The sequence below is a fragment of the Brucella sp. 22210 genome (assembly GCF_052045675.1).
In the GTDB taxonomy this organism is placed as follows: Bacteria; Pseudomonadota; Alphaproteobacteria; order Rhizobiales; family Rhizobiaceae; genus Brucella.
The window spans coordinates 1-14,789 of sequence record NZ_JBQEPD010000009.1 but is presented as its reverse complement, the minus strand read 5'-3'; the positions used below and the strand labels follow the sequence as shown (position 1 = coordinate 14,789).

The window sequence follows — 14,789 nt, the reverse complement described above, 5'->3', positions numbered from 1 at the left end:
ATGGCAGCCGATATTCTTGTAGTTGATGACGAAGCGGATATCCGGGAGCTCGTAGCTGGTATTCTCAGCGATGAGGGTCATGAAACCCGTACCGCATTCGATGCGGATAGCGCACTGGCGGCTATTGGCGATCGCGTGCCGCGATTGGTGTTTCTGGACATCTGGCTCCAGGGCAGCCGTCTTGACGGGCTGGCTCTGCTGGATGAAATCAAGAAGTTGCATCCCGATCTGCCGGTGGTCATGATTTCCGGTCACGGCAACATCGAGACGGCGGTTTCCGCCATCCGGCGCGGTGCTTACGATTTCATCGAAAAGCCGTTCAAGGCGGATCGTTTGATCCTCGTTGCTGAGCGTGCTCTGGAAACCTCCAAGCTGAAGCGCGAAGTGTCCAATCTGCGCAAGCGGTCCGGCGAAAGCATGGAGCTTATTGGTGCATCGCTGGCCATGAGCCAGTTGCGGCAGACCATCGAGCGTGTTGCGCCCACCAACAGCCGCATCATGATCACCGGCCCTTCGGGTGCTGGCAAGGAACTCGCGGCCCGCGCCATTCACGCACAATCGACCCGCGCCAACGGACCGTTTGTGACCGTGAATGCGGCGACGATTACACCGGAGCGCATGGAGATCGAACTTTTCGGCACGGAAATGGATGGTGGCGAGCGCAAAGTCGGTGCTTTGGAAGAAGCCCACGGCGGCATTCTCTATCTTGATGAAGTCGCCGACATGCCGCGCGAAACGCAGAACAAGATTCTGCGCGTGCTGGTCGATCAGCAGTTTGAGCGCGTCGGCGGTACCAAACGCGTCAAGGTCGATGTGCGTATCATTTCTTCGACTGCGCAGAATCTTGAAGGCATGATTGCCGAAGGCACATTCCGTGAAGATCTGTTCCACCGCCTGTCGGTTGTGCCGGTACAGGTTCCGCCGCTCGCAGCACGTCGCGAGGATATTCCGTCGCTTGTCGAATATTTCATGACACAGATCGCCGGGCAGGCGGGTATCAAGCCGCGCAAGATCGGCGCCGATGCGATGGCGGTGCTTCAGGCTCATAGCTGGCCGGGCAATATTCGCCAGCTGCGCAACAATGTGGAGCGCCTGATGATTCTGGCGCGTGGCGACGATGCGGATGCGCCGGTAACGGCTGATCTGCTGCCTGCCGAAATTGGTGACACGCTGCCGCGTGCGCCGACGGAATCGGACCAGCACATCATGGCTTTGCCACTGCGCGAAGCGCGCGAGCGTTTTGAGAAGGAATATCTGATCGCGCAGATCAACCGCTTTGGCGGCAATATTTCGCGCACTGCGGAATTTGTCGGCATGGAACGCTCGGCCTTGCATCGTAAATTGAAATCACTCGGCGTATAAGCGTTTAGTAATTCTACAAGCGGAGCAGCCATGCGGGTGATCGTATGCGGAGCGGGGCAGGTCGGCTATGGCATAGCCGAACGACTGGCCGCCGAGGAAAACGACGTTTCTGTCATTGATACGTCGGCGCGCCACATCGAAATCGTGCGTGATACGCTGGATGTGCGTGGATTCGTTGGTCATGGCTCGCAGCCGGATGTGCTGGCTGCGGCTGGCGCTGATGAAGCGGATATGATCATCGCTGTTACGCTGTCCGACGAAGTGAACATGGTCGCCTGTCAGGTCGCGCATTCGGTGTTCAATGTGCCGACGAAGATTGCACGCATTCGCGCCCAATCCTATCTCAAGGCGGAATATCAGGACCTGTTTCTCCGCGAAAACCTTCCGATTGATGTGATCATTTCGCCTGAACTGGAAGTGGGCGAGGTGGTGCTGCGCCGTATCGCTCTGCAGGGCGCGACAGATGTTTTGCGCTTTGCCGATGATCGCGTCATTGGCCTTGCCATTGAATGTCTCGAAGAATGCCCGGTCATCAACACACCGCTCAAGCAATTGACCGATCTGTTTCCCGATCTGGCGGCAACGGTTGTCGGAGTTGTGCGCAATGAAAACCTGTTCATTCCACGCTCGTCCGATGAGCTGAATGCGGGCGACCTCGCTTATGTTGTCACCACGCGCGAGCAGGTCCGCCGCACACTGTCACTGTTCGGGCATGAAAAGCCGGAAGCGCGCCGCATCGTTATCGCGGGCGGCGGCAATATCGGGCTTTATGTTGCCAAGGCCATCGAAGACCGGAAATGGCAGACCCGTGTAAAGATGATCGAAAGCGACCATGAGCGCGCTTTCACGATTGCCGATCAGCTGAAGCGGACCATGGTGCTGCATGGCAGCGCGCTGGATCAGGCCTTGCTGCAAGAAGCCGATATTCAGGACGCCGATCTGATGGTGGCGCTCACCAATCAGGATCAGGTCAATATTCTCTCCAGCATCATGGCGAAGCGCCTTGGCTGCAAAAGTAATATGGCCTTGCTGAATACGGTGGCCTATCAGGATTTCACCCACATGGTGGGGATCGACGCCTATATCAATCCGAAGGCGGTCACGGTTTCAAAAATCCTCCAGCATGTGCGCCGAGGCCGTATTCGTGCGGTCTACAGTGTCTATCGCGATATGGCCGAAATCATCGAGGCCGAAGCACTGGAAACGTCGTCGCTCGTCGGCGCGCCGTTGCGGGATTTGGATTTGCCCGTGGGTTTGCGAATCGGCGCGATTTACAGGGATGGGCAGGTTATCCGCCCCAATGGCGATGTTCGCATCAAGCCGAAGGATCGGGTGGTGATTTTTGCCACGGCAGAAGCCGTCAAACATGTGGAACAGATGTTCCGCGTCAGCCTCGAATTCTTTTAATTGAAGGAATCTGATATAGTTAATTAAGTATGAGTGATATAAGCCTCCAAGCTTTATTTCTTGGGGGCTTTTTATGGACATTTGTACCTTTTGGTACGGACCTCGCTTGCGCGAAGTCGATCAGATTTGTCTGGCGTCGATGGTCATGACGGGTCAGCGCGTAAAGCTGTTTGCCTACGCGCCGATAGAAAATGTTCCCGCTGGCGTGGAATTGCACGACGCCAATACGATATTGCCTGAACGCGCGTTCAAGCGGCTTGATCCCGGTTATCCGACTTTCCGTTCGTCGCGAACCATTGTCCAGTTCAGTGATATTTTCCGCATCATGCTGATGAAACATCAGCAGGGTGTGTGGCTTGATACGGACGTGTTTCTTCTGAAGCAGTTCCATCCAGACCCGGAAAAGCCCTATCTCGCACGTGAAAACCAATATCGGGTGGGCGTATCAGCGCTCTATTTCCCGCATGATCATCCGATCATTGGCGAGTTTGAAGCCTATATGTCTGCGACCTATCCTTTGCCGCGATGGCTCGGATTTCGGCGCGGAAAGTTGCGGCCGCTCTATTACCGGGCGATTGGCAAGGAAATCACGCCGGCCTCCATCGGTATTACGGTCTTTGGCAATGATGGTATTTCGCGGCTCGCCCGCAAATACGGGGTTTTCAAGCACGCCGCGCCACGTGAGAACTTCTACTATTGGGTCGGTAAGGATGCGACGCGCATCTATGATCCGGCCTACGGTCTGGAGCCGCTCGACCATCCGGATTTTATTGGCTTCCATGTCCATAAAAAACACAAGGCAGTTGTTTCATTACAACCCGGCAGTTTTTACATGTGGATGAGGGATCGGGTTAGACCTTTGCTTGAACGCAATGATAATATTGAGCTTTCCAAGGCGAGCTGATCACGCAACACTAACCTTGCTACCAATAATTGACACGTGTTCAACAAAATTGTCGGTTGCGCAAAGATTCCCATCCTGTTAACCGAAAGCTGAGGGCGAAGCAGTTGTCTTTCCACAGCAATTGCAGTTCTGTACCGGCACCTCGCGTTCCGGTGCTTGATTTATGCAAATGCGCATGCTCGTCTACAGCATTCCCCGCAAACGTCTCAAACGGTTTTGCGTTCGGAAATGCGACAAGGAATAACGGCATTTCCAGCAAAAGTGTTTAACGGTTTTGCTGGTCGAGAAATGCATGAAAACAAAGAGATAGAGCGGGTTCACCGCTTTCACGTATCGCGAACAGGCTGCTGATCGATTAAAGGAATAAAAACAATGGCTGAACGATCGCAAAATCTTCAAGACCTTTTTCTGAACTCCGTACGCAAACAGAAGATCTCCCTGACGATTTTTCTGATCAATGGCGTAAAACTGACCGGTATTGTGACGTCTTTCGACAATTTCTGTGTGCTGCTGCGCCGCGATGGTCATTCGCAGCTTGTCTATAAGCACGCAATTTCGACGATCATGCCGAGCCAGCCGGTTCAGATGTTCGAAGGCGAGGAAGCCTGACGCTTTCCGAATTCCATTCGGGTGCAGCGGCTTCGTCCATCGATGTCGCATCGCCCTGATGTTTTGTTAGGCAATTATTCCGGGTTCCAGCCATGGGACTCGGATATATTTGCTTTAACGCCCGGGGCGTCTTCTATTTGAAACACGCATAGCGGCGACCTATTTGTGCTTGATGATGGAGCGCAATGTCTCTGCACTCCCCGGAGAATATTTATTTGTCCAAATTCAAGGATAAAAACGCGTCGTCCTTCGACGCGCATAAAGACGATGCAAACAAAGGCTACGGCCTTTCCGAACAAGAACCGACCAGAGCTGCCGTTGTCGTTCCCATTTTGCCGGAGCGCTATAATGCCAACGGTTCGGGCGAAGATGGCGCACGCACGCAGTTTCAGCGCTCCAGTGAAGCGCGTTTGGAAGAAGCTGTCGGTCTGGCGCGCGCCATTGATCTTGAAATCATTCACGCTGAAGTCGCGGTTATTGCCAATCCGCGACCCGCAACTTTGCTTGGCGCAGGCAAGGTCGAAGCCATTGCCGATACGGTCAAGGAAAACGACATCGGGCTGGTCATTGTCGATCATGCTCTGACGCCGGTACAGCAGCGCAATCTCGAAAAGGAATGGAACGTCAAGGTTATCGACCGCACGGGCCTGATTCTTGAGATTTTCGGCGAGCGCGCGCGTACCAAGGAAGGTGCGTTGCAGGTCGAACTGGCACATCTGAATTATCAGAAGGGCCGTCTGGTTCGCAGCTGGACCCACTTGGAACGTCAGCGCGGTGGCGGCGGCTTCCTTGGCGGCCCGGGTGAAACCCAGATCGAAGCCGACCGTCGGCTGTTGCAGGACAAGATTCTGAAGATCAAGCGCGAGCTTGAAACAGTTGTTCGCACGCGCACGTTGCATCGCCAGAAGCGGCGCAAGGTGCCGCATCCGATTGTTGCGCTTGTCGGTTATACCAATGCTGGCAAATCAACGCTGTTCAACCGTATGACGGGTGCTGAGGTGCTGGCTGAGGATATGCTCTTCGCCACGCTTGATCCGACGCTCCGTCGCATTCGGCTGCCCCATGGCGAGACGGTCATCCTGTCCGATACGGTGGGCTTCATTTCCAATCTGCCGCATCATCTGGTGGCCGCCTTCCGCGCCACGCTGGAAGAAGTGGTGGAAGCCGATCTCATTTTGCACGTGCGCGATATTTCCGATCCGGATAACGCCGCGCAGGCAGAAGATGTTGAGAATATCCTTGCCGGTCTCGGCATCGAGCCGCAGGATCGCAAGCGCGTCGTGGAAATCTGGAACAAGATCGACAATCTCGACGAGAGCGGCCGTGAGGCAGCATTGCGTCTGGCCGCTGCCGGTGGCGATGAAGGCCGCCCGATACCCCTGTCAGCCATCACAGGCGAGGGCGTTGATCGCTTGCTTAGTCTGATCGAAACACGGATAGCGGGCGTGCTTGGCGCTATAGATATCGTTCTTTCGCCTTTCGAGCTGCACATACTGAACTGGATCTACGAGCACGGCAGTGAAGTGCAGCGCGAAGACCTGGAAGACGGTTCGGTTCGGGTCAAGGCGCGTCTCACGGAAGTGGCGCGCCGGACGCTCGACGACAAGCGCGGTATCAAGCCGGAGAAGCCGGAAAACGACTGGGATTAGTCATGATTCCGTGAGGAACCGAGCACCACTTGCGGAACAGGGGCGCAACGCCCTATGTATGGTAGTCCGACGATTCAAATCCACTCAATTCGCATCATTACATCCAGAGGCCCATAATGAGAGATCCGATTGAAACCGTCATGAACCTCGTGCCGATGGTGGTCGAGCAGACCAACCGTGGCGAGCGGGCCTATGATATTTTCTCGCGCCTTCTGAAAGAGCGCATCATCTTCGTCAACGGACCGGTCGAAGACGGCATGTCAATGCTGGTTTGCGCGCAGCTTCTGTTCCTCGAAGCCGAGAATCCGAAAAAAGAGATCAACATGTACATCAACTCGCCGGGTGGCGTGGTGACGTCCGGCATGGCGATCTACGACACAATGCAGTTCATCCGTCCGCCGGTATCCACGCTCTGCATGGGGCAGGCCGCATCGATGGGCTCGCTGCTTCTGACGGCAGGTGCAACCGGCCAGCGTTATGCGCTGCCGAATGCCCGCATCATGGTTCACCAGCCTTCGGGCGGCTTCCAGGGCCAGGCGTCCGATATCGAACGCCATGCGCAGGACATCATCAAGATGAAGCGCCGTCTGAACGAAGTTTACGTGAAGCACACGGGCCGCGACTACGAAACCATCGAACGCACGCTCGACCGCGATCATTTCATGACCGCACAGGAAGCGCTCGAATTTGGTCTCATCGACAAGGTCGTTGAAGCACGCGATGTGAGCGCCGACGAATCGAAGTGAGCCTGAATCCGGCTCGCTTCCAATTTTTGGCCCCTTTTGCCACAAAAGGGGCTCAATTCTTGGACCAACGTGAAGGTTAACGCGCCGCGTTAAGCATCTGTTGGGCATCAAGGCGCTAAAGTTGGTCAGATCAGGCCGAATCTTTGCCGGGAACTTATTTTTTGTTTGTTCGAAGGTTCAGGTTCTGCAAAAGTCACTGAAAGACTCCTTCGGTCGGGGAGTCTACGGTGAACGGAAACCTAGAGACTACAGGGACAGTGCGTATCAACTGTCATTGTGACCGGTAGAAGGCGTGTTTTTCCTTCATTACTGGGTCCGAACCGGAAGAAACGATCGGAATGAACAGCCCAAGGTTCGTTTCGGTTTATTGAAAGGAAACTGCAATGAGCAAAGTCAGCAACAGCGGCGGCGATTCCAAGAATACGCTTTATTGCTCGTTCTGCGGCAAAAGCCAGCATGAAGTGCGCAAGCTGATTGCAGGCCCGACCGTTTTCATCTGCGACGAATGCGTCGAACTCTGCATGGATATCATCCGCGAGGAAAACAAATCCTCGATGGTGAAGTCCCGCGAGGGCGTGCCTACGCCGCAGGAAATCATGGCCGTTCTTGACGACTACGTCATCGGCCAGAAGGATGCCAAGCGCGTTCTGTCGGTCGCGGTGCACAATCACTACAAGCGTCTCGCGCATCAGTCGAAGAGCAACGATATCGAACTGGCGAAGTCGAATATTCTTCTCGTTGGTCCGACCGGCTGCGGCAAGACCTATCTTGCCCAGACGCTCGCTCGCATCATCGATGTGCCATTCACCATGGCCGACGCGACGACACTCACGGAAGCCGGTTATGTCGGTGAAGACGTTGAAAACATCATCCTGAAACTGCTTCAGGCTGCTGATTACAACGTCGAACGCGCACAGCGCGGCATCGTCTATATCGACGAAGTGGACAAGATAAGCCGCAAGTCCGACAACCCGTCCATCACGCGCGATGTATCGGGCGAAGGCGTGCAGCAGGCGCTTCTCAAGATCATGGAAGGCACCGTTGCTTCGGTTCCTCCGCAGGGCGGTCGCAAGCATCCGCAGCAGGAATTCCTGCAGGTGGATACGACGAACATCCTGTTCATCTGTGGCGGTGCTTTTGCCGGTCTCGACAAGATCATCTCCGCACGTGGCGAGAAGACCTCCATCGGTTTCGGCGCGACGGTCCGCTCCGTTGACGAGCGTCGTATCGGTGCGGTGTTCCGCGAGCTGGAACCGGAAGATTTGCTGAAGTTCGGTCTCATTCCGGAATTCGTCGGTCGTCTGCCGGTTATCGCAACGCTCGAAGACCTCGACGTTGATGCACTGGTTCAGATCCTGACCGAGCCGAAGAACGCGCTCGTGAAGCAGTATCAGCGCCTGTTCGATATGGAAAATGTTGAGCTGGTGTTCCACGACGACGCCTTGCGCGCCATTGCCAACAAGGCAGTCGAACGCAAGACGGGTGCTCGTGGTCTGCGCTCGATCATGGAAAAGATCCTGCTCGATACGATGTTCGAATTGCCGACACTGGAAGGTGTTCGCGAAGTCGTGATCTCCGGTGATGTGGTGGATGGCAGCGCCCGTCCTCTGTACATCTATGCGGAGCGTCAGGACGAGAAGGGCAACGTTTCGGCTTAAGAGATTGAAAATATCCTCAAAAGGCCGCGAAAGCGGCCTTTTTTGTTGCCAGTCTGGCAATTCAATTTAGTGTTGAGAGTTCAACGCTCTTGTATCGGGGCATATCCGAAGCGGCATATTGTGCAAATTGCCAGGACGGCGCAGGATAGTTAACGATTCTATGAAAGCCGCCCCGATACTGGCTATTGAATTGCTGGGCTTGGCTCTCCAAGTATGAACCGAAGCACGCTGTGCGACCTGCCTCATGATGAAAGGGGGCGCCGGCGTGGCAGTCGGGTCGAAAGGCCTGAGAAAGGACTTGAGTTATGACGGGTATTGAAGACAAGACCCCGATGGGTGGATCGGAAGTGGGCGGTGCAGACGGGCTTTATGCCGTTCTTCCGTTGCGCGATATTGTGGTCTTCCCGCACATGATCGTTCCGCTTTTTGTCGGACGCGAAAAGTCTATTCGCGCTCTGGAAGAAGTGATGGGCGTAGACAAGCAGATACTGCTTGCGACCCAGAAGAACGCCGCCGATGACGATCCGGCGCCTGACGCGATTTACGAAATTGGCACGATTGCCAATGTGCTTCAGCTTTTGAAGCTGCCGGACGGCACCGTAAAGGTGCTGGTCGAGGGCACAGCGCGCGCCAAGATTTCCAAGTTTACAGATCGCGAAGACTATCACGAAGCTTATGCTGCGGCTCTGCCGGAGCCTGAAGAAGATGCCGTCGAGATTGAGGCGCTTGCCCGTTCGGTGGTTTCTGACTTCGAAAACTACGTCAAGCTGAACAAGAAGATTTCGCCGGAAGTGGTTGGCGCTGCCAGCCAGATCGACGATTATTCCAAGCTTGCTGATACGGTTGCTTCGCATCTCGCGATCAAGATTCCTGAAAAGCAGGAAATGCTGTCCATTCTCTCGGTGCGTGAGCGTCTTGAGAAGGCTCTTTCCTTCATGGAAGCCGAAATTTCGGTTCTGCAGGTTGAGAAGCGCATCCGCTCGCGCGTCAAGCGCCAGATGGAGAAGACGCAGCGCGAATATTATCTCAACGAGCAAATGAAGGCGATCCAGAAGGAGCTTGGTGACGGCGAGGACGGTCGCGATGAAGCGGCTGAACTGGAAGAACGCATCAACAAGACCAAGCTTTCCAAGGAAGCGCGTGAAAAGGCCCAGGCTGAGCTGAAGAAGCTGCGCACCATGAGCCCGATGTCTGCCGAAGCGACGGTTGTGCGCAACTATCTCGACTGGCTGCTGTCCATTCCGTGGGGCAAGAAGTCGAAGGTCAAGCAGGACCTGAACTTTGCGGAAGAAGTGCTCAACAACGATCACTTCGGTCTCGACAAGGTCAAGGAACGCATTGTCGAATATCTGGCGGTGCAAGCCCGTTCGACCAAGATCAAGGGTCCGATCATCTGCCTCGTTGGACCTCCCGGCGTCGGCAAGACGTCGCTTGCGCGCTCTATCGCCAAGGCGACCGGTCGTGAATATGTGCGTATGTCGCTCGGTGGCGTGCGTGATGAAGCTGAAATCCGCGGTCACCGCCGCACCTATATCGGCTCGATGCCCGGCAAGGTCATCCAGTCGATGAAGAAGGCGAAGAAGTCCAACCCGCTCTTTCTGCTCGATGAAATCGACAAGATGGGCCAGGATTTCCGCGGCGATCCGTCGTCGGCAATGCTCGAGGTGCTGGATCCGGAACAGAACGCAACCTTCATGGATCATTACCTTGAGGTTGAGTACGACCTGTCCAACGTCATGTTCGTGACGACCGCTAATACGCTGAACATCCCTGGTCCGTTGCTGGATCGTATGGAGATCATCCGTATCGCCGGTTACACCGAGGATGAAAAGCTGGAGATCGCCAAGCGGCACCTGCTGCCGAAGGCCATCAAGGACCATGCTTTGCAGCCGAAGGAGTTCTCGCTCACGGACGATGCACTGCGCAATGTGATCCGCCTTTATACCCGGGAAGCCGGTGTACGTAGCCTTGAGCGCGAGATGATGACTCTCGCCCGTAAGGCTGTCACCGAAATCCTGAAGTCGAAGAAGAAGTCGGTGAAGATCACTGACAAGAATCTCTCTGACTATCTGGGTGTCGAGCGTTTCCGGTTCGGTCAGATCGACGGCGAAGATCAGGTCGGTGTTGTTACCGGCTTGGCATGGACGGAAGTTGGCGGCGAATTGCTGACCATTGAAGGTGTCATGATGCCCGGTAAGGGCCGCATGACCGTCACGGGTAACCTGCGTGACGTGATGAAGGAATCGATTTCCGCTGCGGCATCCTATGTCCGTTCGCGGGCCGTTGATTTCGGCATCGAGCCTCCGCTGTTCGACAAGCGCGACATCCACGTCCACGTGCCGGAAGGTGCGACGCCGAAGGACGGTCCGTCCGCCGGTATCGCCATGGTCACGACCATCGTTTCCGTGCTGACCGGTATTCCGGTTCGCAAGGATATCGCGATGACCGGTGAAGTGACGCTGCGCGGTCGGGTTCTGCCAATTGGCGGCCTGAAGGAAAAGCTTCTCGCGGCTCTGCGCGGTGGCATCAAGAAGGTTCTCATCCCAGAAGAAAACGCCAAGGATCTGGCGGAGATTCCGGACAATGTGAAGAACAATCTTGAGATCGTTCCGGTGTCTCGCGTTGGTGAAGTGCTGAAGCACGCGCTCGTGCGTCAGCCCGAACCAATCGAGTGGACGGAGCCCGAAGCACCTGCAAACGTGCCTGCGGTTGACGATGAAGCAGGCGCTACAACAGCGCATTGACAGTCCGTAAGACGACCAACAAACGAAATGCCGGGCCAAAAGCCCGGCATTTCTGTGTTTAACCCCAGAAAACCGGGCTTTTTTGACATTGACAGGCTTGGTTTGGCGAGCGTTTCGAATAAACTCCGCCCAATCCGGTCACGTTATCCGTTCCGGTAGGTAAAGAAAGGAAATGCCAATGAACAAGAACGAATTGGTTGCCGCAGTCGCGGAAAAGGGCGGTTTGACGAAGGCTGATGCCGGTACGGCTGTTGACGCTGTGCTCGCTGCTGTCACCGGCGCACTGAAGGCTGGTGAAGAAGTCCGCCTGCCAGGCTTCGGCGTTTTCTCCGTTTCGCACCGTGCAGCTTCGACCGGCCGCAATCCGTCGACCGGCAAGGAAGTTGCTATTCCGGCTCGCAACGTGCCGAAGTTCTCGGCCGGCAAGGGCCTGAAGGATGCCGTTAACGGCTAATGCATGATCTCGGAAAGCCGGAAGGCTTTTCGAAGCATTTGTGTGTGAAGGTAAGATTTCGGTCGCTGCGTGATGAACGTGAGCGGCTGTCGAGAAGGCCCGGCTCGTCCGGGCTTTTTTCTTTTTTACGGTCAGGATTGCCTTCGCATCCGTCGGGAATCCAAGATGTGCTACTATGAGTTGATGAGCGCTCGTTGTCACAGCGAACGTCTCATTTGATATCCATCTGGAGCACCGCCCTTGCAGATCGATAAGAATGATGAAGCTATCTTATATAAAGAGTTTCAACGCACTCATGCTGGTGGCTTGATTACGCCTGCGTTGCAAGACGTTCCTAACGTTGACTTCTCCAGGATGGCACAGCGCGTGAGTGTCGAATATGGGAAGGTTATCTTGATGCGAGCTGTCTGCTTCTTAAGACAGTCGTAGATGAATGGCCTCGCGCAAACAATCTCATCTTTCCAGCTCTGTTTAATCTTCGTCACGCTATCGAGGTCGCTCTGAAGTGGCATATTAAATATGCTGGAGGCACCGTTCCCAAACGAGCTGGACACGACCTCTGCATCTTGATGGATACTTTTTGCAGTGTCGTTACTGAATTAGACGATGAAGACAGCTGCATCGCGCCTGACAACTTCTTAAGATGTATTGGGGAGATAGCTTCTCTCGATCCCCGCGGCATAACATTTCGCTATTCGTCCGAGCATGACGGCTCACCAATCAGGATAACGTCTGAGGTTTGGGATATCCGCGCGATTATTTGTAAGCGCTGTCCTGACCCCACCTTCCGGATCATCGCTTGATCATTGATGTTCAACCTCGAAAGAGGGCTAGGACATATGTCGATTTCAGAACTTACGCTTAAATCCAAGGATGAGCCGATACGCCGGTTTGAGGTGTTCACAGGCAATGGCCGTCGTCGCGAATGGAGCGACGATCAGAAGGCGCAGATCATTGCGGAGAGTTGCGAGCCTGGCGTCACGGTGTGCTCTGTGGCGCGGCGGCATGGATTGACGCCGCAGCAGTTGTTCACATGGCGACGGCTCGCCCGAAAGCCGCTTGATGTGTTGTCGGTGCCGGAGCAAGCACCAATGTTTGCACCAGCAGTCGTCGTGTCGCCCGAGAATTCGGAACCGAAGAGGGCGCGGCAAGCACGTTTGCCAAGAAGAACTTCTCCGGAGGCGGCCATTGAATTGCGGATTGATGGAGCCTGGCTGCGTATTGCCTCTGGCACCGATGCTGCAACCATTGCCGCCGTCATCCAGGCGTTGAAGGCTCAGTCGTGATTGGCCCGTCCGGTGCGGTAAAAGTGATGATCGCCACCAAGCCTGTCGACTTCCGCAAAGGTGCTGAAGGATTGGCGGCATTGGTAAAGGCCCAGATGGGTGCCGACCCGTTCTCGGGCACGATCTACGTATTCCGGGCCAAACGAACGGACCGGATCAAGCTGATCTTCTGGGACGGCAGCGGCGTGTGCCTGGTCGCCAAGCGGATCGAGGATGGCGAGTTCCATTGGCCTCGAATGCAAGACGGTGTGATGCATCTGACGGCCGCCCAGTTCTCGGCTCTGTTCGAAGGATTGGACTGGAAACGCGTGCATGCGCCGAGCGAAACGCGCACGCCGATAAAGGCCGGATAACGGGCGCGACCAATTGAATCAGAGCCATTCAGCGTCTCGCTCCGAGCGGCAAAATATGCTGTTCTCGATCCATGACGATGACGGCAGACGAGCTTCCGGATGACCTGAACGCGCTGAAAGCAATGGTGCTTTCGCGTGAGGCGGAGAATGCCCGCCTGCGGCAGATCATCAAGGAATTACAGCGTCACCGCTTTGGTCGACGGGCAGAGACGCTTCCAGAGGACCAGCTTCTGCTTGGGCTTGAAGAGGCCGAACAGATCGAGGCTGCCGGGCTGGAAGAGAAGGAACAAGGCTCGACTGCTCTGCGCCAGGCGCAGGTCGCTAAACGGCGTACGAACCGGGGTTCACTGCCAGCGCATCTGCCGCGCGTCGAGATCGTGGTCGATATCGATAACCATGCCTGCCCCTGCTGCCGCAACGACCTGCATCGGATCGGCGAGGATGTCAGCGAGAAGCTCGATCTTGTGCCCGCCCAATTCCGGGTGCTCGTGCTGCGCCGCCCGAAGTATGCCTGCCGGGCCTGTGAAGAAGTCGTTGTCCAGGCTCCGGCCCCGGCAAGGCTGATCGAGGGCGGCATCCCGACAGAGGCAACCGTCGCCCAGGTGCTGGTATCTAAATATGCTGACCACCTGCCGCTGTATCGCCAGGCGCAAATCTACAAGCGTCAGGGCATCGACCTCGACCGTTCGACGCTCGCCGACTGGGTCGGTCGCGCCGCCTGGCATCTACGCCCGGTCCATCAGCGGCTGCTCGATCATCTGAAGTCATCGTCCAAGCTCTTCGCCGACGAGACGACGGCCCCGGTGCTCGATCCGGGACGTGGCAAAACCAAGACCGGCCAGCTTTGGGCTTATGCACGAGATGACCGGCCGTGGCAGGGCGATGACCCGCCCGGTGTCACCTATGTCTATGCGCCAGATCGCAAAGGCGAACGACCGATGGCCCATCTCGACGGCTTCGTCGGCATCCTGCAGGTAGACGGCTACAGTGGATATCGCCCGCTCGCGGCAAAGAACACCGTGTCGCTGGCCTTCTGCTGGTCCCACGTTCGACGCCGCTTCTATGAGCTTGCTGCCGCTGGTCCGGCACCCATCGCCAGCGAGGCGCTGCGACGCATCGGCGAACTTTACAGGATCGAAGAAGAGATACGTGGCCGGCCCCACGAGGAGCGTCGTGTCGCCCGTCAGGAAAAAAGTCGTCCGATTACCGACAGCCTCGCTCCCTGGCTGCGTGAACAACTCGGCTACATCAGCCAGAAGACAAAACTCGCCGAAGCAATCCGCTATGCCTTGTCACGCTGGGACGGCTTGACCCGCTTCATCGACGATGGCCGGATCGAGATCGATTCCAACGTCGTCGAACGGTCAATCAGGCCAATTGCCCTCAATCGCAAAAATGCGCTATTTGCCGGTTCTGACGCCGGGGCCGAACACTGGGCGACTATCGCCTCGCTCATCGAGACGGCAAAGCTCAACAATGTCGAGCCACTGGCCTATCTCTCAGACGTCCTCACCAAGATCGTCAACAATCATCCAAATAGCCAGATCGACGACCTGCTGCCTTGGGCCTATGCCGCAACGCACGATCTCAAAGCCGTGGCCTGAAAACAGCGCTTAC

General features: G+C 55.9%; 12 protein-coding genes. All 12 read left to right on the top strand.

Features of this window, described 5'->3' with window-relative positions; all coding sequences use genetic code 11:
• Complete coding sequence (gene ntrX / locus ACTJKP_RS13160; RefSeq protein ID WP_078338593.1) at positions 1-1,362, top strand: nitrogen assimilation response regulator NtrX; 1,362 nt, start codon at positions 1-3, stop codon at positions 1,360-1,362.
• Positions 1,363-1,392: 30 nt separating this feature from the next.
• Positions 1,393-2,769, top strand: coding sequence for a Trk system potassium transporter TrkA (gene trkA / locus ACTJKP_RS13155; protein ID WP_078338594.1), 1,377 nt, complete (start codon positions 1,393-1,395; stop codon positions 2,767-2,769).
• A gap of 73 nt (positions 2,770-2,842) precedes the next feature.
• Entirely contained in the window at positions 2,843-3,673 is an 831-nt protein-coding gene (locus tag ACTJKP_RS13150) for a hypothetical protein (protein ID WP_440630984.1), read from the top strand.
• Positions 3,674-4,045: 372 nt separating this feature from the next.
• Positions 4,046-4,282 carry an RNA chaperone Hfq gene (hfq, locus tag ACTJKP_RS13145; protein ID WP_002964239.1) on the top strand — a complete coding sequence of 79 codons (237 nt, stop codon included), beginning with the start codon at positions 4,046-4,048 and terminating at the stop codon, positions 4,280-4,282.
• Between the two features lie 215 nt (positions 4,283-4,497).
• Positions 4,498-5,931, top strand: a complete 1,434-nt coding sequence (hflX, locus tag ACTJKP_RS13140) for a GTPase HflX (RefSeq protein ID WP_440630983.1) — start codon at positions 4,498-4,500, stop codon at positions 5,929-5,931.
• A 116-nt stretch (positions 5,932-6,047) separates the two neighbouring features.
• Positions 6,048-6,677, top strand: a complete 630-nt coding sequence (clpP, locus tag ACTJKP_RS13135) for an ATP-dependent Clp endopeptidase proteolytic subunit ClpP (protein ID WP_078338597.1) — start codon at positions 6,048-6,050, stop codon at positions 6,675-6,677.
• 383 nt (positions 6,678-7,060) lie between these two features.
• Positions 7,061-8,335, top strand: a complete 1,275-nt coding sequence (clpX, locus tag ACTJKP_RS13130) for an ATP-dependent Clp protease ATP-binding subunit ClpX (protein ID WP_078338598.1) — start codon at positions 7,061-7,063, stop codon at positions 8,333-8,335.
• Positions 8,336-8,640: 305 nt separating this feature from the next.
• The gene (lon, locus tag ACTJKP_RS13125) at positions 8,641-11,079 is read left to right on the top strand and encodes an endopeptidase La (protein WP_440630982.1); all 2,439 of its coding nucleotides are present in this window, start codon (positions 8,641-8,643) and stop codon (positions 11,077-11,079) included.
• A 178-nt stretch (positions 11,080-11,257) separates the two neighbouring features.
• A complete protein-coding gene (locus ACTJKP_RS13120; protein ID WP_006470422.1) occupies positions 11,258-11,533 on the top strand; it encodes an HU family DNA-binding protein in 276 nt (91 codons plus the stop codon).
• 839 nt (positions 11,534-12,372) lie between these two features.
• Complete coding sequence (tnpA, locus tag ACTJKP_RS13115; RefSeq protein WP_181375986.1) at positions 12,373-12,819, top strand: IS66-like element accessory protein TnpA; 447 nt, start codon at positions 12,373-12,375, stop codon at positions 12,817-12,819.
• On the top strand, positions 12,816-13,172 hold the full coding sequence (gene tnpB / locus ACTJKP_RS13110; protein WP_109366349.1) for an IS66 family insertion sequence element accessory protein TnpB: 357 nt from the start codon (positions 12,816-12,818) through the stop codon (positions 13,170-13,172). The genes tnpA and tnpB overlap by 4 nt, the downstream gene beginning before the upstream one ends.
• A gap of 71 nt (positions 13,173-13,243) precedes the next feature.
• Positions 13,244-14,776: an IS66 family transposase gene (tnpC, locus tag ACTJKP_RS13105; protein ID WP_121539677.1), complete on the top strand. Its 1,533-nt coding sequence runs from the start codon at positions 13,244-13,246 to the stop codon at positions 14,774-14,776.
• Positions 14,777-14,789: the final 13 nt, after the last annotated feature.

Excerpts from the sequence above, each read along its gene's own strand:
- tnpA (WP_181375986.1), top strand. The coding sequence starts at position 12,373 with ATGTCGATTTCAGAACTTACGCTTAAATCCAAGGATGAGCCGATACGC.
- trkA (WP_078338594.1), top strand. The coding sequence starts at position 1,393 with ATGCGGGTGATCGTATGCGGAGCGGGGCAGGTCGGCTATGGCATAGCC.
- ACTJKP_RS13150 (WP_440630984.1), top strand. The coding sequence starts at position 2,843 with ATGGACATTTGTACCTTTTGGTACGGACCTCGCTTGCGCGAAGTCGAT.
- ACTJKP_RS13120 (WP_006470422.1), top strand. The coding sequence starts at position 11,258 with ATGAACAAGAACGAATTGGTTGCCGCAGTCGCGGAAAAGGGCGGTTTG.
- clpX (WP_078338598.1), top strand. The coding sequence starts at position 7,061 with ATGAGCAAAGTCAGCAACAGCGGCGGCGATTCCAAGAATACGCTTTAT.
- clpP (WP_078338597.1), top strand. The coding sequence starts at position 6,048 with ATGAGAGATCCGATTGAAACCGTCATGAACCTCGTGCCGATGGTGGTC.
- tnpC (WP_121539677.1), top strand. The coding sequence starts at position 13,244 with ATGACGATGACGGCAGACGAGCTTCCGGATGACCTGAACGCGCTGAAA.
- ntrX (WP_078338593.1), top strand. The coding sequence starts at position 1 with ATGGCAGCCGATATTCTTGTAGTTGATGACGAAGCGGATATCCGGGAG.
- hfq (WP_002964239.1), top strand. The coding sequence starts at position 4,046 with ATGGCTGAACGATCGCAAAATCTTCAAGACCTTTTTCTGAACTCCGTA.
- lon (WP_440630982.1), top strand. The coding sequence starts at position 8,641 with ATGACGGGTATTGAAGACAAGACCCCGATGGGTGGATCGGAAGTGGGC.